Raw genomic sequence first — 25,178 nt, 5'->3', positions numbered from 1 at the left:
GTGCCTGACCTGCAAGACACAGCACACCACTGAGTCGGGAGCGTTTCAGCCTGTTGGGCGCATCCCGAGTGTTGGCAGCGTCTTCCAGTGCCTCAAGTGCGCTGGCGGTGCGCGATGAAGGGCAACCGTTGGGTCGATCCTGCGCCGTTCGAGGGCGCACGTCCGCAGGTCCCGTGGTGGGTGTGGCTGCCCGGCTGGATCAAAGTCGTACTCGCGCCGTTCGCGCTGATCTGGCTCGCCGGCCGACTGGCCGTGAAGCTCGTCGTGGTGACGGTTCGGTACCCGGTCGCGGTCACGGCCTGCCTCGGTGGCTACATCGGCTATCGCGAGTTCGGGCTGTCGCCGCTGGTCCTGGCCCTGCTGTCGCTCGTGTGCGCGCTGACGGTCTGGTACGGCCTCGATCGCGGCTCGTTCCTGCGGTACGGCTGGTACCGCGTCCTGACCGAGTGGCGGCGGCTCACGGTCTACGTGCCGCACTGGCGCACCGTGATGCGGCTGGCTGAGCTGGCCAAGGAGAACCGTGGCAGGGAGTACCGCCCGAAGCTGCGGCGCGTTTGGTCGGAAGGCTGGCGGGACAAGGTCCGGGTTCGCATGATCCCGGCGCAGTCTCCGGAGCAGTGGGAGGCGCGGCGGGACAACCTGGCGCACTCGTTCAACGCGCGGTCCTGCCGGGTGCGGGTGCTGCGGCCGAGCGTGCTTGAGCTCGACTTCATCCACTCCGATCCGCTGTCGCTTCCGGTCGCGGTGCCGCAGCTCGCCGCTGTCGGGGACGTTGACCTCAAGCGCGTCGTCGTCGGCCGCACCGAGACCGGTAAGCCCTGGAGGCTGAAGCTGCTCGGTTCTCAGGTCCTCGTGGTCGGGGTGCCTGGCGCTGGCAAGGGCTCGGTTCTCTGGTCGATCGTCTGGCAGCTCGCCCCGGTCATTAAGGCTGGCGTGGTCCGACTCGTCGGGATCGATCCCAAGGGCGGCATGGAGTTGGGGCAGTGTCCGGACGCGTTCGAGAAGGTGATCTACGACAACGGACCTGAAGCTGTTGCGCTGCTTGAAGAAATCGCCGCAGAGGTCAAGGAACGGGCGGCGCGGTACCGGGGCATCCGGCGCCTGTGGACGCGCGGCACGGGCGAGCCGTTCACGGTCCTGATCGTGGATGAACTGGCGGACCTGATCGCCTATCAGCCCGACCGGAACCTCCGCGAACGTGCGACGCGCGCCGTCCAGACGATTACCTCGCAGGGACGTGCTCCTGGCTACGCCGTTGTCGGCCTGGTCCAGGACCCGCGCAAGGAGGTCGTCTCCTTCCGGCACCTGTTCACCACCCGCGTTGCGCTGCGGCTCGATGAGCCGGTCCAGGTCGACATGGTGCTTGGCGATGGCGTCCGGCAACGTGGCGCGGCTGCTCACGAGATCAGCGAGAACACGCCTGGCGTCGCCTGGCTCAAGGATGACGGGCAGCGCGAACCGGAACGCGCGAGGGCCTTCCATGTCACGGACGCGGACCTGGTCGAGCTTGGCGTCTACCTCGCCCCGGCCACCGTGCACGAGTTCCCGACCAGCGATGAAGGGAGGGCGGCGGCGTGACCGAGTACCTGACTCGCTCGGAGCGGATGAAGCAGCCGGCCGCGCTCGACATCGCTCGGGCCGTCGCTGAGGAGCATGGCGTCTGCGTCCGGCCGCTGGCCAAGGAACGGATCGATCTCGACACCGGACGCGTCGACATCGTCCCGGTGCCGTGCGGCTCGACCGTAGCCAGCGTGTGCCCTACCTGCGCGGAGAAGAACCGGCGTCTGCGGATGGCGCAGTGTCGCGAGGGATGGCACCTCTCCGAGGAGCCTGACTTCACGTCGGACGCTCCGAGCGACGATCAGCGGGAGCTGACCGCCTACCGGGCTGACCTTGTGAAGGCCTTCCGCCTGGCCCTCGATGAGGGTGACGAAGTTGGGGCCGAAGAGGTCCGGGAAGACGTCGCGGAGGTCGACGCCGAACTTCGGCAACTCGGAGTCCGCGGTTCACTCCCCTCCCTGGAAGTGCCGCTCAAGGCACCTCGGAAGCGGTCGACCAGGCGGCGGCAGGACGCGCCCAACCTGCCTCGGCGACCGGTCAGCAAGCGCACGGTCGGGAAGGTGTTCGGGGGCAAGTACCAGCCTTCGACGTTCCTCACGCTGACGCTCGACACCTACGGCAAGGTCCGCAGCGACGGCACGCCCGTTGACCCGGCGAGCTACAACTACCGGCGTGCGGCTCGGGACGCGGTGCACTTCGCGGCGCTGCTCGATCGGTTCGTCCAGAACCTTCGCAGGTGTGTCGGGTGGGAGGTCCAGTACTTCTCGGCGGTCGAGCCACAGCGGCGGCTCGCTCCGCACTGGCACGCGGCAGTTCGGGGCTCGATCTCGCGGGCGGAGCTGCGGGCGGTTGCTGAGGCCACGTATCACCAGGTCTGGTGGCCTGAGCATGACGAGATCAAGTACGGCGGCGACAGCCTGCCGGTGTGGGACGTCCGGGCCAAGGGCTTCGTTGATCCGCAGACGCGAAAGGTCCTGCCTACCTGGGAAGACGCGCTCGACCAGGTGGAGCGACCCGCCCACGTGGCGCGGTTCGGGGTGCAGGTGCACTCCAGGGGCATCCTCGGCGGCACCGAAGAGGCCGGCCGACACATCGGCTACCTGACGAAGTACCTGACCAAGAGCATCAACGAGTGTTTCGAGGCGCAGACGGCCCGCCAGGAGGACCACGCCGAACGGCTCTGCGCTGAGCTCGCGGTCACGCCATGCTCGCCGAACTGTCCGATCTGGCTGCTTTACGGCGTCCAGCCTCGCGGGGCTCGGCTGTCCACGGTGCCGGGCAAGTGCAAGGGGAAGGCGCACAAGAGGACCACGCTCGGCGTTGCTGGGCGGCGGGTGCTCGTGTCGCGGAAGTGGTCCGGGAAGTCGCTCGCCGACCACAAGCACGACCGGAAGACGTTCGTTCGGCAACTGCTCGCGGACGTCGGGATCAAGCCCGAGGACCAGCCCCAACGGGTCGTCTGGAACAACATCGAGCCCGGTGACCCGAACGTGCCGCCTCGAGCACACCTGCTGCTGAGTGCCGTCGCTGAGCGGCGGAGGTGGAAGGCCGAATACACGGCCGCGCTGCTCGCATCTGCCGGACCTCCGGGGAGTTCGGCAACTCCGCACGCTGCTTGATCTAAAGGGGGAACATCATGGAGACACGTCAGTTCGAGCCACTGTGGACAGTCAGCGACGTTGCGGCCTACCTGAACGTCCCGGTTCACACGCTCTACGGCTGGAGGACCAAGAACTACGGCCCGCCCGCACGGCGCTTGGGGAAGCACCTGCGGTACTTGCCGTCCGAGGTGCGGAGCTGGTTCGAGCACCTGCTTGAGGAGGCGGCCTGATGGCTCGTCCGCCGCTCGACATCGGTACGTACGGCAAGATTCGTTGCAATCAAACGGAAGCAGGCTGGACGGCCGTCGCGAACTACCGCGATTTCGATGGTAAGACGCGGCCGGTGCTTCGCAGGGGGAAGACCAAGTCTGAGGCTGAGCGGAGGCTCAAGAAGGCGCTCGCTGAGCGCAAAGGTCCGACGGGAGACTCGTTGACGCCAGACAGCCGGTTCAAGGATGCGCTTGAGGCGTGGCAGGTGAAGTTCCAGAAGCTCGTGGACATGGGCAAGCGGTCGCCTAGCAGCCTCGACACCTACCGGAGCATCCTCGGCCGGCATGTCCTCCCGGGCCTCGGTGAGCTGCGGATTCGTGAGATGACCGTTGCGCGGATCGATGCGTTCCTGGGCTCGGTGTGGCGGTCGGTCGGGGTCGACAGCGCCAAGACGGCGCGCTCGGTGATCTCGGGTGCCCTGCGGATCGCTGTGCGGGATCGGGCGCTCGACACGAACCCCGTGAGGGACACGGACCCGCTGGAGAGCGGCCGGAAGAAGAGCCCCAGGGCACTCACGCGGGAGGAGCGTCTGTTGTGGTTGGAGATGCTGGAGTCCGACCCGGCGGCGGTTCGGAAGGACCTGCCTGACCTGTCGCGCTTCATGATGGCCACGGGCGTGCGGATCGGTGAGGCGCTGGCCGTCTACTGGGACGACGTCGACTTCGAGGCCGGAACGGTCGACGTGAACTACACGGTCATCCGGGCCGCTGGGCTCGGGCTGATCAGGAAGTCGACCAAGACGGAGGCGGGAGAGCGGACGCTCCCGCTGCCCAGGTGGGCGCTCGACATGTTGCGGCGACGACGCGCGGTCACGTTGTTCCCGAACGGACCGGTCTTCCCGAACAGCCTCGGAGGCCTGCGCGACCCGTCCAACACCCGCAGGGACATCCGGAAGGCTCGGGGAGGGGACGAGTTCGCCTGGGTGACCTCGCACGTCTTCCGCAAGACGGCGGCCACGATCCTCGATGAGGCGGGGCTCTCTGCGCGGGTTGTCGCGGACCAGCTCGGGCACGCCCGGCCGTCCATGACCCAGGACACCTACCTCGCGAGGAAGGCGGTCGACCGGAAGGCGGCTGACGCGCTGGAAGGGGCGCTCGACCGGCCTGAGCAGGGCGAACCCAAGAAACGCGCAGATTGAGAGTCAGGGAGTAAAGCGCATCAAAGGCGTATCAGTGATCTTGAAATGCGAAACCCCCAGGCCTGTGACCTGGGGGTTTGGTGGGCCGCCAGGGACTCGAACCCTGAACCCGAAGATTAAAAGTCTCCTGCTCTGCCAATTGAGCTAGCAGCCCTCGCCGGGACAGCCTACCGATCTCCACCTCCGCATGTCCTCCGGGTTGCCAACCTCACGGTTGACGCACCACCGACACGCCCAGACCAGGCCCAAGCACCCCGCGACAAGAGGATCAGGCAAGAAGGCAGCGGGATCGTCCGTACCACCGAGAACCGGCAGCAACTGGAATCGGAGGCACCAGAAACCGGCCACGAGGAGCCAGGAAGTGCCGCTCGATCACTACGTGACCCTGGGCCGGTCCGGACTACGCGTCAGCCCGTTCGCACTGGGCGCGATGACCTTCGGCGAAGACCCCGGAGCCGCTGGGTGCAGCGTCGAGGAGTCCGAGAAGATCCTGCGGACCTACCTCGACCGCGGCGGGAACTTCATCGACACCGCCGACTTCCACACCAAGGGGCACTCGGAGAAGATCCTCGGCGACTTCTTCAGCGGCAACGGGAACCGCGACCGGGTGGTGCTGGCCTCCAAGTTCTTCTTCAACGTGCACCCTGGCGACCCCAACGTGGGTGGTGCGGGCCGTGCGGCGGCAGCTCGAGGAGACGTTGCGGCGGCTCAACACCGACTACCTCGACCTTTACTGGATGCACAACTGGGATCGGAACACGCCGATCGAGGAGACCATGCGGGTCCTCGACGACCTGGTGGGATCGGGCAAGGTGGGGTAAATCGGGTTCTCCAACACGCCTGCCTGGGTGACGGCGCAGGCTCAGACGATGGCGCTGCTCAACGGGTGGACGCCGTTGGTCGCGTTGCAGGTCGAGTACTCGTTGTCGGCGCGGACTGTTGAGGGGGAGATCGCGCCCTTGACGAGGGACATGAACATGGCGCTGGTGCCGTGGAGTCCGCTCGAGAACGGGTTCCTGTCGGGCAAGTACGCGCGGAACGTGCAGGTCAGCGACTCGGAACGGGCCAAGTTCGTGGGTGGGCCGAGTGAGGCGGCGTTCAAGGTCATCGACGTGGTCGCCGAGATCGCGCACGAGAGCGAAGCGACAGCGGCGGCTGTGGCGTTGGCCTGGTTGAGGGCGCAGCCCGGGACCGTGGTGCCGATCATCGGGGCGCGGAAGCTGGAGCACCTCGAGAGCAACCTGGACGAGGTCGTGCTGACGGAGGAGCAGATCGCCAGGCTCAGCGATGTCTCCGAACCCGAGCTCAACTACCCCGCGAATCTCCATGGGGAGTTGCGGGCGATGTTGCAGTTCGCTGGTACGACGGTGGATGGCGAGGCGTCGAACGTCTATCCGCCGTTGCTGCAGAGCGACGTTCGCTACTGAGGTAGAGCCTGCTCCACCCCGAGAACGGAAGCGTGCGTGACTGCGGCACCGGGGTCGAAATTGGAAACCTGTCCTCACCACGGCAAGGGGAGGCACAGGATGAAGAAGACGCTGGTAGGAGTGCTGGCAGCGGCCATGTTGTTCAGCGGAACGGCGATGGCCGCGCCGGCTGGCGGCGGGGTGCAGAAGCAGCTGGACGGGCTCACGACGCAGCACGAGTTCCCGGCGGCGCTGGCGACGATCACCGAGGCCAACGGGCGGACGAACGCCTACACCTCGGGCACGGCCGAGCTGAACAAACGCACCCCCGTGCCCAGGAACGGGCAGGTGCGCGCCGGGTCGAACACCAAGGCGTTCGTGGCCACCGTGGTCATGCAGCTCGTGGGTGAGGGCAAGGTCGAGCTCGACAAGCCGATCAACCACTACCTGCCCGGCGCGGTCAAGGACGATCGGATCACCGTCCGGCAGCTGCTCAACCACACCAGCGGGCTGGCGAACTACACGGAGTTCTTGGGGCTCGACAAGTTCGAGGAGCAGCGGCACCGGTACTTCGAGCCGCGTGAGCTGCTGGACGTCGCCAACGCGCATCCCGTCACCGGGGAGCCCGGTGCGAAGTTCAAGTACAGCAACACGAACTACGTGCTTCTCGGCCTGCTCACGCAGAAGGTGACCGGGCGGCCGATCGCGGAGAACGTCGACCAGCGCGTCATCCGCAAGATCGGGCTCAGGGACACCTACTGGCCCGGTGTCGGTGACGAGACGATCCGCGGCAAGCACGCTCAGGGATATGCGCGGACCGGCAACGGTATCGAGGACGTGACCGAGCTCGACCCCAGCTGGGGCTGGGCGGCCGGTCAGATCATCTCCACCACCAAGGACCTCAACTCCTTCTACCGCGCGCTGCTCAAGGGTGAGCTGATGCCGCAGGCCCAGTTGAAGGAGATGCAGAAGACCGTTGACACCAACGGTGAGATGCCGGCGGGTGCGGAGTACGGGCTCGGCATTGCCAGCACGCCGCTGTCGTGTGGTGGCCGGGCTTGGGGGCACGGCGGTGACATCCACGGGTACGAGACGCGGGGTGGTGTTGCGCCGGACGGCCGGGCGTTCTCCGTTGCCGTCACGGCATTGCCGGGTACTTTCCAGGACACGCCCGAGGACGCGATGAAGGCGCACGACGCTGTTGTGGCCACTGTGGACGCTGCTCTGTGTGGTGCCAAGTGATCGCGGTGGCCGCGGTCGCGGCGCTCAGTCTTCTTGTCCCCCAGCAACTCGACCAGATCGTCAAGGAAGGCACGCCCGGCGTCGAGGCCCACGTGAACGGGCGCGACGAAGCCAGGGGCAACGCGCCGGTCAACGGGCAGGTGCGCATCGGGAGCATCACCAAGTCGTTCGTGGCGGTCGCGACGCTGCAACTGGTCGCCGACAACAAAGTCGAGCTGGATGGGCCCGCGAACAGGTACGTGCCGCACATCAAGGACGGTCGCATCACCGTGCGCCAGGTCCTCCAGCACACCAGCGGGCTGCCGGACTACGTGCTGGACGTCGGTGTCCCGAAGATCGCCGACATCCGGGACCGGTACTTCGCGCCGCACGACCTGCTGGACGTCGCACTGGCCAAGCCGGCGAGCTTCCAGCCGGGCGAGAAGTACGAGTACAGCAACACGAACTACGTCGTCGCCGGGTTGCTCATCCAGAAGGTCACCGGACGCCCGGTCGGCGAGGCGATCCAGAAGGTCATCACCAAGGCCGGCCTCAAGGACACCTACTGGCCGAACCAGGGCGAGCAACGCATCCGCGGCCGCCACGCCCAGGCCTACGCGCTGAGCGACCTGCTCGACCCGAAGTCGAAGGTGGTCAACGCGACGGAGATCGAGACGTCCGCCGCGTGGGCGTCCGGCGCGATGGTCTCCACGCCCGCTGACGTCGCCAAGTTCTTCAAAACGCTTCTGCAGGGCGGGCTGCTGGCAAAGCCGCAGCTCGACGAGATGCGCAAGGCCGTCACGGTCGACGAGAAGAGCGCCTACGGCCTCGGCCTGGAGAGCACGAAGCTCAGCTGCGGCGGGGTCTGGTGGGGGCACGGCGGGTCGATCCACGGCTGGGCGTCGCTGGGCGGTGCGACCGACAGCGGCAAAAGTGCGGCGGTCACGCTCACCGCGTTGCCCGGCACGTTCGGCGACGACCCGATGAAGAAGTTCCAGCGGGTGTTCGACGTGATCGACACCGCGCTCTGCCGGAAGTGACGTCAGCGGGCGTACCGGAGCACCCAGAGCATGTCCTGCTCGGTGACCGGTCCGTCCGCGACGCACGCCGTCAGCCAGTCCGTCAGCGCCTCCGGATCGATGCCAGCCCCGATCAGCACCAGCTGAGTCGGGGCGTCGTCGACCGGCGTGAACGAGACCGACGGGCCGACGGTGTGCAGCATGAACGTGCCGAGCGGGAAACGCACGAAACCCTTGGCGCGGAACAACCCCTCCGGCCGCGCGCTCAGGAAGTCCATGAACAGCTTGGGGTGCAACGGATCCTCGAGCTCGAAGGACACGCTGTCGTACGAGGCGTGCGCGTGCGTGGAGTGGTCGTCCAGGTCGTCGAACGACAGCTGCCGCGGGCCGAGGTCCGGTGGTCGCACCTCGAACAGCAACGCCGGGTCGATCCGCCCGAACGAAACGGGCAGCACGGGAGCCGGACAGGGCAGCGAAGGCAACGACGAGACCTGGTCGACCTTGTTCAGCACCACCAGATCCGCCAGCGCGAGATCGCGTTCCAGGTGAGGCACGGCGCCGAGCTCCACCGCGTCGACCACGTAGATCAGCCCGCCGTAGGACACCCCTGGCGCCTGCAGCACCATCCGCACCATGGCCGCCGGCTCGGCCAGACCGGACGCCTCGATCACGATGACGTCCAGGTCCGCCGACGAGAGCTTCTCCAGCATGGCGTCGAGCTCGGTGCCGTCGACCGCGCAGCACAGGCAGCCGTTCGACAGCGACACCATCGAGTCGACCTGGGCCGAGACGGAGAACGCGTCGATGTTGATCCGCCCGAAGTCGTTCACCACGACGCCGATCCGCGTGCCGCCGGACGTGCGCAGCAGGTGGTTGAGCAGGGTGGTCTTGCCGGAACCGAGGAAGCCGGCGAGCACGACGACGGGGATCACGACGTCCGAGGCTAGCCGGTGAACTCCGCGTTCCGGCGCAGCACCTCTTCCACGGTGCCGTCGAACATCGGCGGGTAGATGACCAGCTCGTCCACGCCGAGGTCCTCGTACTCCCTGACCACTGCCCGAGTCAGCGGCACCTGCGCGGACACGCTGATCCGGAACCCGGCCGGGCGGGACGGGAACCGGGCCAGGTGGCCGCGGATGTCGTCGGGCGTCCCGATGCCGAACCACCCCTGCGCACGGGTCACGGCCCGCCGGAACGCCGAACCGCTGTGCCCGCCGACGACCACGCGCACGTTGGACGGCCGCGGATGCGCGTCCACCCCCGAGAACGACACGAACCTGCCGGCGAACGACGGCGAGGGCGCGTGCCAGAGCTGGTCCATCGCGTCCAGGTACTCGTCGGTCCGTGCGCCGCGGTCGTCGAACGACACCCCGACCGCGGTCATCTCCGGTTCGAGGTAGCCGGCCCCGACGCCGAGCGTGAACCGGCCGCCGCTGAGCAGGTCCAGCGAGGCCACCTGCTTCGCGAGCACGAGCGGGTTGCGCTGGGGCAGGATCACGATGCCGGTGGCGAGCTCCAGCGTGGACGTGACCGCCGCCACATAAGCCAGGTGGGTCAGGGGATCCACGATCACGGCGTCCGGTTCGGACGGTGACGGGTCTACTCGTGGCGACGGCAGCACCACGTGGTCGGACGCCCACCACGACCGGTAGCCGAGTGACTCGGCCAGTTGGGCGAGCCGGCGCGTCTCGTCCGGTCCCGCGTGGCCGCCGATGTTGAGCCCCTGCACCCCGATGTCCATGACGGGGCCAACCATCGACCTGCATCGATCATTCCCGAAAGTGCAACGGATTCGGAGTTTCGTGCATCAGAATGTCGAGAAGGGGGGCGATGATGACCGAGTTCCTGGCTGCCGCGCTGGCGTTTCCGACCGTGGTGTTCAGCTTCGCGTTGCTGATAGTGCTGGCGTACTGGCTCACGGTGGCGTTGGTGGGCCTGGACTTCGACGCCCCGGTGATGCCGATCTCCATCTCGATGTTCGTCGTGATCACGTGGTTCGCCGCGCTGGTCGGCACGGTGCTCACGCCGGAGGGCTCGCTCCGGTACGCGATCCTCGCCGGATCGCTGCTCGTGGGCGCCCTCGTCACAAAGATCCTTCTCATTCCGGTCAGGAGCTGGACGAAACCGGAGAAACCGGCGTCCCGCAACGACTTCGTGGGTCGCACCGCGATCGTCAGGACGACCAGGGTCACCGAGCGGTACGGGCAGGCCGAGGTGACCGCCGACGACGGCGGTACGGCGGTCGTTCAGGTGCGGGCGGCGCAGAGCACCGATCTCAAAGCGGGACAGACCGCGTTGATCTTCGACTACGACGCAGAGGGCGAGTTCTTCTGGGTCGTGGACATCACCACAGGGGGCTGAACATGGGTGCGATCTCTACGGGGCTGGTCGTGCTGATCGCCGTGATCGCATTGGTGCTGATCCTGGCACTGATCACGCTGAGCAGATTGTTCAAGAAGTGCGAGCAGGGCAAGGCCCTGATCGTCTCGAAGATGCGCAAGGTCGACGTGACGTTCACGGGAACCGTTGTCCTGCCCGTGCTGCACAGGTGCGAGACGATGGACATCTCGGTGAAGACCATCGAGATCCGCAGGGCCGGCAACGAGGGCCTGATCTGCAAGGACAACATCCGCGCGGACATCCGCATCACGTTCTTCGTGCGGGTCAACAAGACCGTCGAGGACGTCATCAAGGTCGCGCAGGCGATCGGCACCGAGCGCGCGAGCCACGAGGCCACGCTGCAGGAGCTGTTCAACGCCAAGTTCTCCGAGGCGCTCAAGACCGTCGGCAAGCAGCTCGACTTCGTGGACCTCTACACCCACCGCGACGAGTTCCGCGACCGGATCGTGCAGGTCATCGGCACCGACCTCAACGGCTACAGCCTCGAGGACGCGGCCATCGACTACCTGGAGCAGACGCCGCTCAAGCAGCTCGACCCGGCGAACATCCTGGACGCGCAGGGCATCCGCAAGATCACCGAGCTGACCGCGATCGAGCACGTCAAGACCAACGAGTTCACCCGCAACGAGGAGAAGGAGATCACGCGCCAGAACGTCAGCGCGCGTGAGGCGATCCTCGAGCTCGAACGGCGCCAGGCCGACGCGGAGATCAAGCAGAAGCGCGAGATCGAGACCGCCCGCGCGCAGCAGGAGGCGGAGACGCAGAAGGTGCAGGCCGAGGAACGCCTCAAGGCCAACACCGCCTTCATCCGCACCGAGGAACAGCTCGGCATCCAGACCGAGAACAAGGCCCGCGAGATCGCCGTCGCCGAGAAGAACCGCGAGCGCGTGATCGCCGTCGAGACCGAGCGCATCGAGAAGGACCGCATGCTGGAGGTCATCGCCCGCGAACGCGAGACCTCGCTGCGCATGATCGAGAAGGACAAGGAGCTCGAGCACGAGCGCCGCGCGATCGCCGACCTGGTGCGCGAGCGCGTCGCCGTCGAGAAGACGGTGGCCGAGCAGGAGGAGAACATCAAGCGCCTGCGTGCGGTCGAGGAGGCCGAGCGCGACCGTCAGCAGATCATCATCCGCGCCGAGGCCGAGGCGCAGGAGTCGCTGGTCAAGGACATCAAGGCCGCCGAGGCCGCGGAGCAGTCGGCGCAGCACAAGGCACGGGAAGAGGTCGTGCTCGCCGAGGCGCGCAACCAGGCCGCCGAGCTGGACACCCGTTCCAAGATCCGTCTCGCCGAGGGCACCCAGGCCGAGGCCGCGGCGAAGGGCCTCGCGGACGCGCTGGTCAAGGAACGCGACGCCGCCGCGTCCGAGGCGCTGGGTCGCGCCGAGGCCGTCGTCGACCGCGAGAAGGCCCTGGCCGACGCCGAGGGCATCAAGGAACGCCTCAAGGGCGAGGCGGAAGGCCTGTCGCACAAGGCGGAGGCGATGGCCGCGCTCGACACCGCGACCCGCGAGCACGAGGAGTACCGGCTCCGTCTCGAGGCCGAGAAGGAGATCCGCCTCAGGGGCATCGACGTGCAGCGCGAGATCGCCGAGGCCCAGGCCATGGTGCTCGCGGCCGGCCTGGAGAAGGCCGACATCGACATCATCGGTGGCGACACGATGTTCTTCGACCGGATCGCCAGCTCGATCACCGCGGGCAAGCAGGTCGACGGCTTCGTCGGCGGCTCCGACGTGGTGCAGGCGCTGGGGTCCAAGTGGATGGACGGATCGGCCAGCTTCCCGGAGGACCTGACCAAGATCCTCAGCTCCTTCACCACGGGTGACGCGCAGAACATCGCCGCCGCCATCGCGCTCACCCAGATGGCCAAGAACAACGGCCCTGCCGCATGACGGTGCCCAATCCCCCTGGGCTGGACGCCGGAACCTACGAGGTGCTGCGAGCCCGGCTGGCCGAACAGGCGGCCGGGCTCGCGAAGAGCACCGAGGCGCTGAACGCCCAGCGCGTCGAGACGTTCGGCAGCACGGCCCTCGAACTCGTCGCCACCGAACGCATCCGCACCGAGAACAACTGCGTGCCACGCGACATCGTGGCTCTCGGCGACGTGATGCTGTTCGGCTACAACGTCTTCATGGGCCTCAAGCCCGAGACCGAGGTCAAGGACGTTTTCGCGGCGCACGGCAGGGACTTCGCCACGGTCGAGGCGGAGTTCCTGCAGGACCCGAGGTTCCGCAACGACTTCGCGGAGCTGTACCGGTACTACCGCGAAACGCGGCTGCTCCAGCTGCGCACGGTCGAGTCACGGCTGCTCGCGGTGTTCCAGACCGGTGCGCGGATCGAGGACATCCGCGTGCTGCGCTGGGACATCAAGGTCGACGGCAGCGTCACGTACGTCGACAACCGCGGCGACCGCGACCACGTCTTCCCGCCCTCGCACGACTTCACGTGGGTGGAGACGACCCGCGAGCAGCACGTGCTCGGCCGGCACCCGCACATCGCGATCGACAACGAGGTCTTCGTCGAGACGGTCGGCGGCACGCTGACCGTCAAGATCGAGGACAACACCGAGTCCGGCGAGGGCGTCTACGAAGAGCCCGTCGACGAACCGCTGCAGAGCCTCGCGGACGCCGAGATCCACTACGCCCGCGTCGGCCCGCTGATCCTCCTCAAGATCCTGCCGTACAAGGAGACGGCGTGGCGGCACCTCGTCTTCAACACCCGCACCAAGGTGGTGACGAGGCTCGACGGCATCGGCCAGGCCTGCCAGCGTCTGCCAGAGGACCAGGGGATCATCTTCCCCGGCGGCTACTACCTGGTCACGGGCGCGGACAAGACGTTCGACGTCGACACCGACGAGCTGGAGTTCGAACGGGTCGTGCGGTCCGCGAACGGCGAGGACGTGCTGTACGTCTTCCACGCCCGCCGCGAGGGCCGCAGCCTCCTGCTGCCCTACAACGTGATCCGCAAGGAGGTCGCGAACCCCATCACGTGCCACGGCTACTCGCTCTTCGCCGACGGCACGCTGGTGGTCTTCCGCGAGACCGGCGTGGAGGCCGTGCGCGTGCACCCGATGCAGGTGTGGCGCACGCCGTTCCTGCACGACGAGGAGCTGCCGGAGCAGGCGGGCCCGCTCGCCCGCATCGGCAACGCCGAGCTCGTCCGCGGCATCTCGGACTGCCTGTCCATCACCAGGATGAGCGCCGAGATGACGCCGAGCGCGCCGGTGTTCGAGGGCCTGATCGCCCTGTGCACCAGGGTGATCGACGGCGTGCACTGGCTCGACGAGCTGGGCTTGAAGCAGGCCGTTCAGGCCGTCCGCGCCACCGCTGAGCAGGTGCTGGACGAGTTCGAGGCCGTCCGCACGCTCACCGAGCATGCCGCCCAGCAGCTCCACAACGCAGCCGAGAAGCTGGCGTCGCTGGTCAGGCTCGCCAGGTCGGCCGCACCGCGCAGCGCCGACGAGTGGGTGCGGCTGCTGGCCGATCTGCGGTCGGCCCAGGGCCGGCTGATCACCCTCAAGGACCTGAAGTACGTCGACACCGCGGAGATCGACCGCCGCGAGGCCGAGCTCGTCGAGGAGCTCGGTGCGTCGGCACGCAGGGCGGTCGCGTTCCTCAGCGGTGAGGGCGCGTTCTCCCAGTACCACGAGGAGATCACCCAGATCGCGGCCGCGGAGCTGAAGACCGCGGCCGAGGCGAAGCCGTTGCGCGAACGCCTCGCGCAGCAGCAGACCGGCCTGGAGGTGCTGACCGAGGTGGTCAGCACGCTCGACGCCGCCGACACGACCACCCGCACGCAGATCCTCGCGAGCATCGGCGAGGTGCTGGCGGCGGTCAACCGCGCACGGGCCACTGTGGACGGTCGCAGGGCGCAGCTCGCGAACGCGGAGGGCCGCGCCGAGTTCGCGGCGGAGTTCGCGCTGCTCGGCCAGGCCATCACCGGCGCGCTGTCGGTCGCGGACACCCCGCAACGCTGCGACGACCAGCTCGGCAGGCTGTTGCTGCAGCTGGAGAACCTGGAGTCGCGGTTCGGCGAGTTCGACGACTTCCTCGCCCAGGTCGGCGCCAAGCGCACGGACGTCTACGAGGCCTTCTCGGCTCGCAAGCAGACGCTGCTCGACGAACGGGCGCGAAAGGCCGACCGGCTCGTGCAGTCCGCGGAACGGGTGCTCGGCACGATCCGCCGCCGCGTCGGGAAGCTGACCTCGACCGACGAGATCAACACGTACTTCGCAGGCGACCCGATGGTCGCGAAGGTCCGCACGGTCGGGGAACAGCTCAGGGAACTCGGCGACGTCAGGGCCGACGAGCTCGACGCGAGTCTGCGCGATGCCCGGCAAGAGGGAGGCCGGGCACTGCGCGACCGGGCCGATCTGTACGACGGCGCGTCGATCGTGCTCGGTCGTCATCGCTTCCCGGTGACGACCGAGCCGATGAACCTCACCCTCGTGCCGCGCGACGGCCGGCTCTACTACGCCGTCACCGGCACCGACTACCGCAGCGAGGTCACCGACCAGGAGTTCAGCGGCACCAAGGCGTTCTGGGACCAGCTGCTGGTCTCCGAGACGGAGCACGTCTACCGCTCCGAGCACCTCGCCGGGTGCCTGCTCGCCGAAGGCCGCACGGACGTCACGAACGCCGCCGCGGAACGGTACGACGAGGGCTACGAGAAGGGCGTCCACGACCACGACGCCGAGAAGATCCTCGCTGTCCTGCAACGACTTCAAGCGGGCGCCGGACTGCTCAGGTATCCGCCGCGCACCCGAGCGGAAGCGCAGATCTTCTGGTCCGAGCAACGAGAGGACCAACGCGCGGTGTGGGCGCGCAAGGCCGAGTCACTGGCCCGAGCGCGCACGATCTTCGGCGGCACGCACGGGATTCCCGAGCTGTGCAGGCAGTTCGGGCTCGACGACCTCACCGCCGAGTACCTGTTCGAGGAACTCGCCTGCGAGCCCAGGGGGTTCGTCACCAGCAAGGCCGCCCGCACGGTGATCGACAGGTTCCGCGCGGTCGTCACCGAGGAGCTCCACGACCGCGACCTGATCGAGGCCTGGCTGAAGGCGTTCCTCAAGGGTGAGGACTGCCCGGAGTTCCCCGAGGTCGTCGCCGTCCTGCTCACCGATCTGCCGCGCTACGACTCCAGCGCCTCGCTGACCGAGACCGTCACGGGCCTGCTCGGCACGCACCCGCGCGTGCACGACCAGTCGATGGACCTGCGTCTGGACGAGACCCTGACCAGGCTCCGGGAGTTCAACACCCAGCAGGTGCCCGCCTTCCGCGCGTACCAACGCCAGCGCGACGAGCTGCTGGCCGAGGAACGCCGCAGGCTCCGGCTCGACGACTACAAACCGGCCGTTCTGAACACGTTCGTGCGCAACAGGTTGCTGAACGAGGTCTACCTGCCGTTGATCGGCGACAACCTCTCCAAGCAGCTGGGCGACGGTACCGGCCTGCTGATGCTGATCTCGCCGCCCGGCTACGGCAAGACGACGCTCATGGAGTACGTCGCGAACCGCCTGGGCATGGTGTTCGTCAAGGTCAACGGCCCGGCGCTGGGGACGGGCGTCACCTCGCTGGACCCTGCCGACGCACCGAACGCCACCGCACGCCAGGAGGTCGAGCGGATCAACTTCGCGTTCGCCCTGGGCAGCAACGTCCTGCTGCACCTGGACGACATCCAGCACACCTCACCGGAGCTGCTGCAGAAGTTCATCTCGCTGTGCGACGCCCAACGCCGGGTCGAAGGCGTCTGGGACGGCGAGTCGCGCACGTTCGACCTGCGGGGCAAGCGCTTCGCGGTGTCGATGGCCGGCAACCCGTACACCGAGACCGGCCGGGCGTTCCGCGTTCCCGACATGCTCGCGAACCGCGCGGACGTGTGGAACCTCGGTGACGTGCTGTCCGGCCGCGACGCGCTGTTCGCGTTGAGCTACCTGGAGAACGCGTCCGGCTCGAACCCGACGCTGGGCGGGGTCGACGTGGAACCGCTGGTGCGCATGGCGAACGGCGAGAGCGTCCGGCACGAGTACGAGACCGTCGAGCTCGAACGCATGCTCTCGGTGGTCCGGAAGCTGCAACGGATCCAGCAGGTCGTGCTCGCGGTCAACCAGGCCTACATCGCGTCCGCGGCGGACCCGAGCGAGCAGCCGTTCCTGTTGCAGGGCAGCTATCGCAACATGAACAGGATGGCCGCGCGGATCGTGCCGGCGATGAACGACGACGAGGTCGAGGCGTTGATCGACGACCACTACCTCGGTGAGGCCCAGCTGCTCGGCTCGCTGGCGGAGGCGAACCTGGCGAGGCTCAGGGAGATCATGGCCTAGCGCCGCGGTCGCGGCGCTAGTTGTCGTCGTCGCAGGTCAGCTCGAACTGGTCGAAGTGGTCGAACCGGCCACCGCCGGGCTCGCGCAGGTCGATCGGTTCGAGCTGGTGCTCCTCCAGGAACTCGCAGAACTCCTCGGCGTCGAGCGGCCACCGCAGGCAGTGCTTGAAGTCGTCGCCGAAGAGCTTCGAGTCGCAGCGCAGCAGGTCGTACAGGTTGGGTCTGGGCTTGCCCGGTGGCGGCGGAGGCGGCGGTCTGCGCCCCGGCGGAGGGGGCGGCGGCCGGTCGGCGTCACCGGGTGGCGGAGGCGGCGGGGGTGGTGGCGGCGGAGGTTCCGGCCGCTGGACACCGATGGCGGAGACGGTGGTCGTGGCGGTCGCCGTGATGACCTCGGGCGGCAGAGGCGGCGGGGCGACGAGGCGGATGTCGACGGGCTTGTCCGGGGGTGCCGCGAACAGGGCAGCGATCAGCGCCGCACCCGTCACCGCCACCGCGGCTGCGAAGTAGCCGCGGCGTCTGACACCACTCATTGCTTCTCGCTCCCCAGGTTCCGCCTGCCCGGTAGCCGCCGTCCCCGTGGAATCGTTGTCCCCGCTAACGGTGTTACAGGCTCAGCCCGTCCTGTCCGGCCCGGCGGAGGTCAGCGAGATGCGCAGGATCACGCGCTGCTCACGCTGCATCGCGGCCCGGTAGTCGTTCCAGTCGGAGTGCTCGCCGGAGATCGTGCGGTAGTACTGGACCAGCAGGTCCATCGCCTCCGGCAACGGCACGACGGTCGCGGTTCCGTTGATCTGGATCCAGCGCCCGAAGAAGCTGTCCGGCAGCACGCACAGCGAGACGTGCGGATCGCGCTCGACCTGCTTCGTCTTGTACGCCGTCGCTCGCGTGGAAACGAGCACGTCGCCGTTGTCGTCCAACGCGACGAGCACGGGCGACATGGCCGGCGTGCCGTCCGACTTCGGTGCGCAGAACACCGCGCGGTGCTGGCTGCGGAGCACTTCCCGTGCCTGATCGAGGTCCATGGTCTTCATCCTGACGAGGCGGGACGATGTCCGCATGCCCGATCCGAACTCCGTCAGCTGGCAGATGCACGCGGACCCGATGATGTGGATCGCCGGGATCGCGAGCCTCCACCTGCAGGCACTGCACCCCGAGGCGGTCGCAGGTGTCGTGCAGAACTCGAACTTCCAGGCCGATCCGCTCGGCAGGCTCAAGCGCACGGCCGATTTCGTGGGCCTCGGCGTCTACGGCACCGACGAGGAGATCGCGACCGCCGCGGCACGGGTGCGCGCCACGCACCGGACCCTGCGGGGCGTCGTCGACGGCAGGACGTTCCGCGTCGACGAGCCCGAACTGCTGCTCTGGGTTCATTGCTCGGAGGTTTCGTGCTTCGAAACAGTGCTCGACCGCGCGGGGTACGGGCTGTCCGGGCGGCAGAAGGACCTCTACTACGCCGAACAACGATCTGCGGCCGCTTTGGTCGGATTGCACCCGGATGAAGTACCGGGATCCAGGCGTGAAATGGCCGAATACTTCGACCGGATGCGTCCCGTTCTGCGTCGAACGACCGATTCCGATGTGATCTACGACTTCTTGCACGGCCCTCCGGTGCAAGGTTGGGTCCGCCACGGGCTGCCCGTGTACCGGGTTCTCGTAGGCCACCTGGCGTATTCGGCGCTACCCGACTGGGCGCTCGAACTGCACGGCCGCGAACCGTACGCGCACGCCGATCGATGGCTGCGAATGATGCGCCGAGCTGCGCTTTTGGTGCCCGGCAAGATCAGGAGGCTTGCCCCGCCCGTTCATCTGAGGCGCGCGATCGAACGGCACGGAAGGCATGTGACACCCAGTAAAGCGAGGCTTCCGTAGTTGTCATACATCACAGTCGATCATCGCCGCAGGTCCGTAGCATTGCGCACGAATCCACAACACCCCCGGAAGGCCTGTCGTGATCCGTCGTGCCGCGCTCCTGACTGCCGTAGCGGTGTTCGCCACCGCCTGTGGGAGCGGTGACACCAGCACAGTCATCGGACGTGCTGACTCCGGGAAGCTGACCATCGGCATCCGCTACGACCAGCCGGGCCTGAGCGAACGGCGGCTGGACGGCCGATATGTCGGGTTCGACGTGGACGTCGCCAGGTACGTGGCGAGCGAGCTCGGCGTGAAGGACACCGGCATCACGTTCAAGGAGGCCCGCGGCGCCGCCCGCGAGTCGATGCTGGAGAACGGCGAGGCGGACCTGATCATCGCCTCGTACTCGATCACGGACGCCCGCAAGGAGAAGGTCGCCTTCGCCGGCCCGTACTTCGAGACGGGCCAGGGCATGCTGGTGCGCTACACCGAGAACTCCATCCAGGGCCCCGAGACCATGAACAACCGCAAGCTGTGCTCGGTCAAGGGATCCACCTCCGCGCAGAAGGTGAAGACGGACTTCTCGAAGCAGGTGCAGATCGTCGAGTACGGCCAGTACTCCGACTGCGTGATCGCTCTCATGGCGGGCAACGTCGACGCCGTCACGACCGACGAGGTCATTCTCGCCGGGTTCGCCGCGGAGAACCCCGAGCTGCTCAAGCTCGTCGGCGAGACGTTCTCCAAGGAGCGCTACGGCATCGGCGTGCCGAAGGGTGACGCCAAGTCCCGTGAGGCGGTCAACGAGGCCATCGAGAAGATGATCTCCAGCGGCGAGTGGAAGCGGGCCCTCGAACGCAACGTCGGTCCGTCGGGTTACGAGATCCCGCAGCCACCGCAGATCACCGAGAAGAGCTAGGACGTGGCGGCGGACTTCGACGTCCAGGTCGCCCAGTCGAACGCCCAGTCGTAGTAGTCGCCGTCCGACGCCTGCAACGGCTGCGACGAGCCGACGACCTCGACCGGGTCACCGAGCATCGTCAGGTCGTAGAAGATCTTCGCGTTCTGGCCGGACAGGTTCGCGCACCCGTGGGAGACGTTCTTCTTGCCCTGCGACGGGATCGTGCCGTTGTTCTCGTGCACGAACTCGCCGTTCTGCGAGATCAGGACCGCCCAGGTGACCGGGATGTCCTTGTACCCGAACACCGCGTTGGTCATCGTCCGCGAGGCTTCCTTCATCTGCACGACGTGGATACCGCCGCGGGTCTCGGCCCGCTTGTCGTTCTCCATCCCGTACGACGCGGGGAAGTCGTGCAACAGCACGCCGTCGCGGTAGATCTCGAACCGATGCGTCTGCGTGTTCGCCTTGGCCACCAGCGCCCTGTCCGCGATCTTGAACTGCGCGTGCAGGTCGGACGCCCCGTACGCGCCGCCCCCGAACGGCACGCCGTAGACGTTGACGTCGACGGAGACCTCGGTGTTCGGCTTCCAGTACTCCCGCGGCCGCCAGTGCGCTTCCTTGTCCGAAAGCCACGCCCACGCGCCCTCGGTCGGGGTGGAGGTCGTGACGGTCATGGCCTTCTGCGCCGCGGCCTTGTCCTGCACCGGCGCGCTGAAGGTCACCTTGACCGGCATCGCGATGCCGTACGTCTGGTGGTCGCCGACGTTCAGCGACGCGCTGGTGAGCCGCTGCGGCTTGACCGTGCGGAACGACCCAGAGACGGGAACCTCCGCGCCGTCCTCGCCCTTGCCGGAACCGGACCACGTGTAGGCCTTGTCGTAGCCCAGGTCCTCGGTGGCGACCCAGCGGCCGGCGGTGAGCTCCCCCTTCACCACGCGGCCGTCGGCACCGGTGAGTGCGACGGCGGTCAGCGCGCCACCGGTCATTCCGACCTGGAATGGTCCGGCGGGGCTGATCCCCTCACCTGACTCCGGAGTCACCGTCAGCACGGCCTTCGCCTTCGTCTCCCCAGACGGCGCAGCGGTCGGCGAACCGGTGCCGGACGCGCCGTCAGGCGCGGCGCTGCAGGCGGTCAATCCCAGTAGCAGAACCAAAATCAGTGGCCGGAACACGTACTCCCCCAAGATCCCCTCGTCCAATGCTCAAGAGGACGCGCGAGGGTGGATCACGTTGCTCGCGAAATTGCGATCACCCACCCGGACCAGCGGCTTTCCTCCTATTGAGGCACCCAACCGGCCAGTAATGACCTGTAGTGCTATGACCAATCACACGTTAGGCTGACCCGCGCAGGCCGTGGTTTCTGTGTTCGTGCTTCACACGCTCGCGGAACGACACGCGGGCGTGCGGTGCGCTCTCAGCGAGTTTGCCGAACGCCCCCGGGACGGCCGGGGTTGCACGGTGCAGCCCCAAGCTTTCCTGCGATGGAGGCAGGTACATGGCACAGGGCACTGTCAAGTGGTTCAACTCCGAGAAGGGCTTTGGTTTCATCGCCCAGGACAACGGCGGCGCTGACGTCTTCGTCCACTACTCGGAGATCCAGGGTCAGGGCTTCCGCACCCTGGAGGAGAACCAGCGAGTGGAGTTCGAGGTCGGCCAGGGCACCAAGGGTCCGCAGGCCCAGAACGTCCGCGCGGTCTGAGGTTTGTAGTTCGCCGCAACTGAGTCGTACGTGAGAAGGACCCTCGACCGGGCTCGGTCGAGGGTCCTTCTTCGTGGTTCGCTGGGTCTAGTGGCCGCGCTGCCGCGCTTCCCACTCCAGGCGCTGCATGACCCACTCCGTGGCGAGAGCCTGCGGGGAGGTCTGACGTTCGGCGGCGAGCTCCTTGAGCTGCTCGTTGGCCATCAACTGCAGCCTCAGCTGGTACACCTGCGCGCTGCCGAAACCCGACGCGGTGGTCTCGTTGTCCGCGTCCGGGGCCAGGGCGGCCAGGTAAGAGGTCAGCTCTTCGTCGTGCGACGTCTCCGGTTGCTGCGGTTCGTCCGCGGGGCGGTGACGGCCGGACTTGGAGCGTCCGAGGGATCCAATGGGCACCGGGACACGATAACGGCTCGGTCACGGAAGCCAAACCCCTGTGAGCCGGGTCACCCCAAGGTGTAAATGGCTCTACTCAGAGTGGATCTCCAGCAGGGCGCCCCAGGCACGGAGAGGCCCCCGCGCCAGGGGGAGGAACGCGGGGGCCGGAGGGGATCTCCACAGGCGCTGACCGGGGGTGTGTCAGCTTTTGGATTGTTGCACGCACACGCGCTTGTTGGGGAGTGTTCGCAGCGAACTTCTTAAGCTGCCGATGGACGGAAACCCCGTAGTCGCAAGCTGTTGGTAACAACGAACACGCTGCTGAAGGCCATTGCGGCCCCCGCGATCATGGGGTTGAGCAGACCCAGTGCCGCGAGTGGAAGTCCAGCGACGTTGTAGGCGAACGCCCAGAAAAGATTCCCCTTGATGGTGGCCAATGTCTTGCGCGACAACCGAATCGCGTCCGCCGCCGCGCGCAGGTCGCCGCGCACCAGCGTCAGGTCGCTCGCCTCGATGGCCACGTCCGTCCCGGTTCCCATGGCCAGCCCCAGATCAGCGGCCGCGAGCGCCGGCGCGTCGTTCACCCCGTCGCCGACCATGGCGACAACTCGGCCCTGTGCCTGGAGATTCCGAACCGCTTCGACTTTGCCGGACGGCAGGACGTCGGCGATGACCTCGGTTATGCCCACCTCGGCCGCGATCTCGGCGGCCACGGAGGCGTTGTCGCCGGTCAGCAGGACCGGCCGCAAACCGAGTTCCTTCAGTTCCTGAATCGCTTGTGCGGACGTGGGTTTCACGACGTCCGAGACGACGACGATTCCGACAACCTTGTCATCAAAGGAAACCGCGACAACAGTCCGAGTTGTGTGGGCAACCAGGGCCTCGGTCAATTCCGGCGGAAGGGAAACGTTGCGCACCCGGCCCACGACGACGCGCCGGCCCTCGACCACTCCGCTGACGCCCACGCCGTCCGTGGAGACGAAGTCCGACACCGGCGGCACGTCGCCCGCCTCGCGGACGATCGCCGCGCCGATCGGGTGTTCGGACGCGTCCTCGACCGCCGCTGCGAACCGCAGCACCTCGTCGCGGGACTCGCCGGCCGCGGGGATCACGTCGACCAGCGTGAGCCGGCCGGTCGTGACGGTGCCGGTCTTGTCCAGCACGACGGTGTCCACGCGCCGCGTCGACTCGAGCACCTCGGGACCCTTCACCAGGATCCCCAGCTGGGCGCCGCGCCCGGTGCCCACGAGCAACGCCGTCGGCGTCGCCAGGCCCAGCGCGCACGGGCACGCGATCACGAGCACGGCCACCGCCGTCGTCACCGCGAACTCCAGCGGGCGACCGGCCAGCAGCCACGCGCCGAACGACGCCAGCGCGATCAGCACGACGACCGGGACGAAGACGGCGGACACCCGGTCCGCCAGCCGCTGCACCTGGGCCTTGCCCGCCTGGGCCTGCTCGACCAGCTTCGCCATCCGCGCGAGCTGCGTGTCCGCGCCGACGCTGCGCGCCTCGACGATCAGCCGTCCGCCCGCGTTGACGGTCCCGCCGACCACCGAATCGCCCGCGCCGACCTCGACCGGCACCGACTCGCCGGTGACCATCGAGCGGTCCACAGCCGAACTGCCCTCGACCACTAGGCCATCAGTGGCGATGCGCTCACCCGGACGGACCACGAACCGTTCGCCGACCCGGAGGTGGCCGATCGGCACGCGGGTCTCCACGCCGTCGCGCAGCACCGCCACGTCCTTGGCGCCGAGCGCGAGCAGCGACCGCAGGGCCGCACCCGCGCTGCGCTTCGAACGGGCCTCCAGCCAGCGTCCGAGCAGCAGGAACACGGTCACGCCGACCGCGACCTCCAGGTAGATGTCACCGGAGGTGGTGGGCCGCGGCAGCAGGCTGAACTCGTGCCGCATGCCGATGACGCCGGCTTCGCCGAACACCAACGCGTAGAGCGACCAGAGGTACGAGACCGTGACGCCCATCGAGACGAGGGTGTCCATGGTGCTGGCGCCGTGCCGTGCGTTGACGAACGCCGCGCGGTGGAACGGCCAGCCGCAGACCCACACGACCACGCTCGCCAGCGCCAGCGACACCCACTGCCAGGTGGGGAACTGCCAGGCCGGGACCATCGAGAACGCGATCACCGGCACGCCGAGCACCGCGGCGAGGGTGACCCTCAGCCGCAGCTCACCGGCCTCGTCGACCTCGGGAGCCTCCGGGCGGGGCTCCTCGGCGTCGTACCCCGCCGCGCGCACGGTCGACACCAGGTCGTCCACGCGCAGTCCGTCCGGGAACTGAACGCTGGCCTTCTCGGTCGCGTAGTTCACGGTGGCGGAGACGCCGTCGAGCTTGTTCAGCTTGCGTTCGATGCGGTTCGCACAGGAAGCGCACGTCATGCCGCTGATGGCGAGCTCGACGTGACGAGGCTCGGTCGTGGTCATCAGGCGACCTTGTACCCGGCCTCGGTCACGGCGGCGACGACCTCGTCACGACCGAGCTCGCGGTCGCTGGTGACGGTCACGGCGCCGGTCTCGAGGACGACGTCGACGCCCGTCACGCCGGAGACCTCGGTCAGCTCCTCGGTGACGGAGCTGACGCAGTGACCGCAGGTCATGCCGGTGACGGTGTAGGTGGCAGTGACGGACATGAGAGCCCTTTCTCTGTACGGGGCTCCGATTCTATACCCCCCTGGGGTAAAGGATCTACTGAGGACTGTCGGGTCCCTGCTGGTCCATGTTCTTGAGGTCGCCCTCGATCTTGTTGACCAGCTCGTCGAGGCCCTCGAGCATCTTGTCGAGCTCGGCCATCCGCGAGCCGAACGCGGACTCGATGTCCGCCTCGATGGTGTTCAGGTTGATGCCGCTGAGCGCCTGGAAGATCGCTTCCTGGTCGACGGCGGGCGGTATCTGGGACGCGTTTTGGCCCTCTGCATCGGGGGAAGGCTCCGGCGTGGGGTCGGTCATCGGTCCATCATCCACTGGCCAGTTCCCCACCGGGCGCGGACGCACCAGTACAGAAAGTAACGCTGGGTGTCGGTGGAATCACTCTGCGGGGGGCTGCGGCCGTTGTCCCAGGTCGCTTAGCCTCGCGCCAACCTCAAGTCGGGGAGGGTGCTCATGAGCGGGTCACTGGAAGTGCGGAAGTTCCTGTTCACACAGGACGACAGCATGTCGCGACAGGGCGGGCCGAACGTGCCGGCCCAGAGGAGCGGAGAACCCTCGCGGATCTCCGACGACCAGGTCCACCGGGCCAGGCTCGCGGTCGCGCGCAGCGCGCTGGGAGCCGAGGACTGCCGGATGTTGCTGGACATGCTGGGCCTGTCACCGGGCGAGGACGGCGGGTTGCCACCGGCACAGCGGTGAAAGGCGTGCGTACGCGAAAGCGGCCCTGACTCCAGGCGCGCACCCCCCGGAGCGCGT

At 67.7% G+C, this 25,178-nt stretch carries 22 protein-coding genes, 1 tRNA gene and 2 pseudogenes; 15 read left to right on the top strand and 10 right to left on the bottom strand.

Annotated elements, in window-relative coordinates; all coding sequences use genetic code 11:
• Nucleotides 1–114 precede the first annotated feature (114 nt).
• The 4 genes from ACSHWB_RS11885 to ACSHWB_RS11870 all read left to right on the top strand — a co-directional run bounded on the left by ACSHWB_RS11885 (nt 115) and on the right by ACSHWB_RS11870 (nt 4,569).
• The gene (locus tag ACSHWB_RS11885) at nt 115–1,578 is read left to right on the top strand and encodes an FtsK/SpoIIIE domain-containing protein (protein ID WP_439662090.1); all 1,464 of its coding nucleotides are present in this window, start codon (nt 115–117) and stop codon (nt 1,576–1,578) included.
• A 26-nt stretch (nt 1,579–1,604) separates the two neighbouring features.
• Nucleotides 1,605–3,179, top strand: coding sequence for a replication initiator (locus tag ACSHWB_RS11880; protein WP_439664574.1), 1,575 nt, complete (start codon nt 1,605–1,607; stop codon nt 3,177–3,179).
• A 17-nt stretch (nt 3,180–3,196) separates the two neighbouring features.
• On the top strand, nt 3,197–3,391 hold the full coding sequence (locus tag ACSHWB_RS11875; RefSeq protein WP_319989996.1) for a helix-turn-helix domain-containing protein: 195 nt from the start codon (nt 3,197–3,199) through the stop codon (nt 3,389–3,391).
• Nucleotides 3,392–3,636: 245 nt separating this feature from the next.
• Nucleotides 3,637–4,569: a site-specific integrase gene (locus ACSHWB_RS11870; RefSeq protein WP_439662089.1), complete on the top strand. Its 933-nt coding sequence runs from the start codon at nt 3,637–3,639 to the stop codon at nt 4,567–4,569.
• A gap of 78 nt (nt 4,570–4,647) precedes the next feature.
• Here ACSHWB_RS11870 and ACSHWB_RS11865 read toward each other — a convergent pair.
• Nucleotides 4,648–4,723, bottom strand: a tRNA-Lys gene (locus ACSHWB_RS11865).
• 33 nt (nt 4,724–4,756) lie between these two features.
• On the opposite strand from ACSHWB_RS11865, the pseudogene ACSHWB_RS11860 reads away from it, so the two are divergent.
• From ACSHWB_RS11860 to ACSHWB_RS11845, 4 genes and pseudogenes are all read left to right on the top strand, one after another.
• Nucleotides 4,757–5,149, top strand: a pseudogene (locus ACSHWB_RS11860) (aldo/keto reductase); the annotation flags it as partial.
• An 82-nt stretch (nt 5,150–5,231) separates the two neighbouring features.
• Nucleotides 5,232–5,996, top strand: a pseudogene (locus ACSHWB_RS11855) (aldo/keto reductase).
• 99 nt (nt 5,997–6,095) lie between these two features.
• Complete coding sequence (locus ACSHWB_RS11850; protein ID WP_439662088.1) at nt 6,096–7,217, top strand: serine hydrolase domain-containing protein; 1,122 nt, start codon at nt 6,096–6,098, stop codon at nt 7,215–7,217.
• Nucleotides 7,214–8,236, top strand: coding sequence for a serine hydrolase domain-containing protein (locus ACSHWB_RS11845; protein ID WP_439662087.1), 1,023 nt, complete (start codon nt 7,214–7,216; stop codon nt 8,234–8,236). Before ACSHWB_RS11850 ends, ACSHWB_RS11845 begins: the two co-directional genes overlap by 4 nt.
• 2 nt (nt 8,237–8,238) lie before the next feature.
• Here the strand turns inward: ACSHWB_RS11845 and ACSHWB_RS11840 are convergent, their stop codons facing one another.
• Both ACSHWB_RS11840 and ACSHWB_RS11835 read right to left on the bottom strand, forming a co-directional pair.
• The gene (locus ACSHWB_RS11840; protein ID WP_439662086.1) at nt 8,239–9,147 is read right to left on the bottom strand and encodes a CobW family GTP-binding protein; all 909 of its coding nucleotides are present in this window, start codon (nt 9,145–9,147) and stop codon (nt 8,239–8,241) included.
• Between the two features lie 11 nt (nt 9,148–9,158).
• Nucleotides 9,159–9,956, bottom strand: a complete 798-nt coding sequence (locus ACSHWB_RS11835) for an LLM class F420-dependent oxidoreductase (RefSeq protein ID WP_439662085.1) — start codon at nt 9,954–9,956, stop codon at nt 9,159–9,161.
• Nucleotides 9,957–10,045: 89 nt separating this feature from the next.
• Here ACSHWB_RS11835 and ACSHWB_RS11830 point away from each other — a divergent pair, with 89 nt between their 5' ends.
• Genes ACSHWB_RS11830 through ACSHWB_RS11820 form a run of 3 tightly spaced genes read left to right on the top strand, consistent with a single transcriptional unit; the run spans nt 10,046 to nt 16,934 of the window.
• Nucleotides 10,046–10,576: a hypothetical protein gene (locus ACSHWB_RS11830; protein WP_439662084.1), complete on the top strand. Its 531-nt coding sequence runs from the start codon at nt 10,046–10,048 to the stop codon at nt 10,574–10,576.
• Nucleotides 10,577–10,578: 2 nt separating this feature from the next.
• On the top strand, nt 10,579–12,504 hold the full coding sequence (locus tag ACSHWB_RS11825) for a flotillin family protein (RefSeq protein WP_439662083.1): 1,926 nt from the start codon (nt 10,579–10,581) through the stop codon (nt 12,502–12,504).
• A complete protein-coding gene (locus ACSHWB_RS11820) occupies nt 12,501–16,934 on the top strand; it encodes a DNA repair ATPase (protein ID WP_439662082.1) in 4,434 nt (1,477 codons plus the stop codon). Before ACSHWB_RS11825 ends, ACSHWB_RS11820 begins: the two co-directional genes overlap by 4 nt.
• Nucleotides 16,935–16,950: 16 nt before the next feature.
• Here the strand turns inward: ACSHWB_RS11820 and ACSHWB_RS11815 are convergent, their stop codons facing one another.
• Complete coding sequence (locus ACSHWB_RS11815; protein WP_439662081.1) at nt 16,951–17,463, bottom strand: hypothetical protein; 513 nt, start codon at nt 17,461–17,463, stop codon at nt 16,951–16,953.
• 81 nt (nt 17,464–17,544) lie between these two features.
• Nucleotides 17,545–17,955 (bottom strand): PPOX class F420-dependent oxidoreductase, encoded by a 411-nt coding sequence (locus ACSHWB_RS11810; protein WP_439662080.1) that lies wholly within the window; start codon nt 17,953–17,955, stop codon nt 17,545–17,547.
• On the opposite strand from ACSHWB_RS11810, the gene ACSHWB_RS11805 reads away from it, so the two are divergent.
• Nucleotides 17,954–18,802 (top strand): oxygenase MpaB family protein, encoded by an 849-nt coding sequence (locus ACSHWB_RS11805; protein WP_439662079.1) that lies wholly within the window; start codon nt 17,954–17,956, stop codon nt 18,800–18,802. The two genes, ACSHWB_RS11810 and ACSHWB_RS11805, sit on opposite strands and share 2 nt — an antisense overlap.
• Before the next feature lie 82 nt (nt 18,803–18,884).
• A complete protein-coding gene (locus tag ACSHWB_RS11800) occupies nt 18,885–19,700 on the top strand; it encodes a glutamate ABC transporter substrate-binding protein (protein WP_439664573.1) in 816 nt (271 codons plus the stop codon).
• On the opposite strand, the gene ACSHWB_RS11795 is transcribed toward ACSHWB_RS11800, so the two are convergent.
• Entirely contained in the window at nt 19,697–20,818 is a 1,122-nt protein-coding gene (locus tag ACSHWB_RS11795) for a L,D-transpeptidase (protein ID WP_439662078.1), read from the bottom strand. The two genes, ACSHWB_RS11800 and ACSHWB_RS11795, sit on opposite strands and share 4 nt — an antisense overlap.
• 359 nt (nt 20,819–21,177) lie before the next feature.
• Here ACSHWB_RS11795 and ACSHWB_RS11790 point away from each other — a divergent pair, with 359 nt between their 5' ends.
• Nucleotides 21,178–21,381 (top strand): cold-shock protein, encoded by a 204-nt coding sequence (locus tag ACSHWB_RS11790; RefSeq protein WP_030477903.1) that lies wholly within the window; start codon nt 21,178–21,180, stop codon nt 21,379–21,381.
• An 87-nt stretch (nt 21,382–21,468) separates the two neighbouring features.
• Here ACSHWB_RS11790 and ACSHWB_RS11785 read toward each other — a convergent pair whose 3' ends face one another.
• The 4 genes from ACSHWB_RS11785 to ACSHWB_RS11770 all read right to left on the bottom strand — a co-directional run bounded on the left by ACSHWB_RS11785 (nt 21,469) and on the right by ACSHWB_RS11770 (nt 24,722).
• Nucleotides 21,469–21,774 carry a hypothetical protein gene (locus tag ACSHWB_RS11785; RefSeq protein ID WP_030477904.1) on the bottom strand — a complete coding sequence of 102 codons (306 nt, stop codon included), beginning with the start codon at nt 21,772–21,774 and terminating at the stop codon, nt 21,469–21,471.
• A 242-nt stretch (nt 21,775–22,016) separates the two neighbouring features.
• A complete protein-coding gene (locus tag ACSHWB_RS11780) occupies nt 22,017–24,200 on the bottom strand; it encodes a heavy metal translocating P-type ATPase (RefSeq protein WP_439662077.1) in 2,184 nt (727 codons plus the stop codon).
• Entirely contained in the window at nt 24,200–24,406 is a 207-nt protein-coding gene (locus tag ACSHWB_RS11775) for a heavy-metal-associated domain-containing protein (protein ID WP_319976724.1), read from the bottom strand. Before ACSHWB_RS11775 ends, ACSHWB_RS11780 begins: the two co-directional genes overlap by 1 nt.
• A gap of 55 nt (nt 24,407–24,461) precedes the next feature.
• On the bottom strand, nt 24,462–24,722 hold the full coding sequence (locus tag ACSHWB_RS11770; RefSeq protein ID WP_439662076.1) for a hypothetical protein: 261 nt from the start codon (nt 24,720–24,722) through the stop codon (nt 24,462–24,464).
• Between the two features lie 153 nt (nt 24,723–24,875).
• Here ACSHWB_RS11770 and ACSHWB_RS11765 point away from each other — a divergent pair, with 153 nt between their 5' ends.
• Nucleotides 24,876–25,121 carry a hypothetical protein gene (locus ACSHWB_RS11765; protein WP_093605799.1) on the top strand — a complete coding sequence of 82 codons (246 nt, stop codon included), beginning with the start codon at nt 24,876–24,878 and terminating at the stop codon, nt 25,119–25,121.
• Nucleotides 25,122–25,178 lie beyond the last annotated feature (57 nt).

The organism is Lentzea sp. HUAS TT2 (assembly GCF_051853195.1).
Taxonomy (GTDB): Bacteria; Actinomycetota; Actinomycetes; order Mycobacteriales; family Pseudonocardiaceae; genus Lentzea.
This window is presented reverse-complemented; position numbering and strand designations above follow the sequence as displayed.

Excerpts from the sequence above, each read along its gene's own strand:
- ACSHWB_RS11875 (WP_319989996.1), top strand. The coding sequence starts at position 3,197 with ATGGAGACACGTCAGTTCGAGCCACTGTGGACAGTCAGCGACGTTGCG.
- ACSHWB_RS11780 (WP_439662077.1), bottom strand. The coding sequence starts at position 24,200 with ATGACCACGACCGAGCCTCGTCACGTCGAGCTCGCCATCAGCGGCATG.
- ACSHWB_RS11765 (WP_093605799.1), top strand. The coding sequence starts at position 24,876 with ATGAGCGGGTCACTGGAAGTGCGGAAGTTCCTGTTCACACAGGACGAC.
- ACSHWB_RS11885 (WP_439662090.1), top strand. The coding sequence starts at position 115 with ATGAAGGGCAACCGTTGGGTCGATCCTGCGCCGTTCGAGGGCGCACGT.
- ACSHWB_RS11835 (WP_439662085.1), bottom strand. The coding sequence starts at position 9,956 with ATGGACATCGGGGTGCAGGGGCTCAACATCGGCGGCCACGCGGGACCG.
- ACSHWB_RS11810 (WP_439662080.1), bottom strand. The coding sequence starts at position 17,955 with ATGGACCTCGATCAGGCACGGGAAGTGCTCCGCAGCCAGCACCGCGCG.
- ACSHWB_RS11880 (WP_439664574.1), top strand. The coding sequence starts at position 1,605 with ATGAAGCAGCCGGCCGCGCTCGACATCGCTCGGGCCGTCGCTGAGGAG.
- ACSHWB_RS11830 (WP_439662084.1), top strand. The coding sequence starts at position 10,046 with ATGATGACCGAGTTCCTGGCTGCCGCGCTGGCGTTTCCGACCGTGGTG.
- ACSHWB_RS11805 (WP_439662079.1), top strand. The coding sequence starts at position 17,954 with ATGGTCTTCATCCTGACGAGGCGGGACGATGTCCGCATGCCCGATCCG.
- ACSHWB_RS11820 (WP_439662082.1), top strand. The coding sequence starts at position 12,501 with ATGACGGTGCCCAATCCCCCTGGGCTGGACGCCGGAACCTACGAGGTG.
- ACSHWB_RS11790 (WP_030477903.1), top strand. The coding sequence starts at position 21,178 with ATGGCACAGGGCACTGTCAAGTGGTTCAACTCCGAGAAGGGCTTTGGT.
- ACSHWB_RS11850 (WP_439662088.1), top strand. The coding sequence starts at position 6,096 with ATGAAGAAGACGCTGGTAGGAGTGCTGGCAGCGGCCATGTTGTTCAGC.
- ACSHWB_RS11815 (WP_439662081.1), bottom strand. The coding sequence starts at position 17,463 with ATGAGTGGTGTCAGACGCCGCGGCTACTTCGCAGCCGCGGTGGCGGTG.
- ACSHWB_RS11775 (WP_319976724.1), bottom strand. The coding sequence starts at position 24,406 with ATGTCCGTCACTGCCACCTACACCGTCACCGGCATGACCTGCGGTCAC.
- ACSHWB_RS11825 (WP_439662083.1), top strand. The coding sequence starts at position 10,579 with ATGGGTGCGATCTCTACGGGGCTGGTCGTGCTGATCGCCGTGATCGCA.
- ACSHWB_RS11770 (WP_439662076.1), bottom strand. The coding sequence starts at position 24,722 with ATGACCGACCCCACGCCGGAGCCTTCCCCCGATGCAGAGGGCCAAAAC.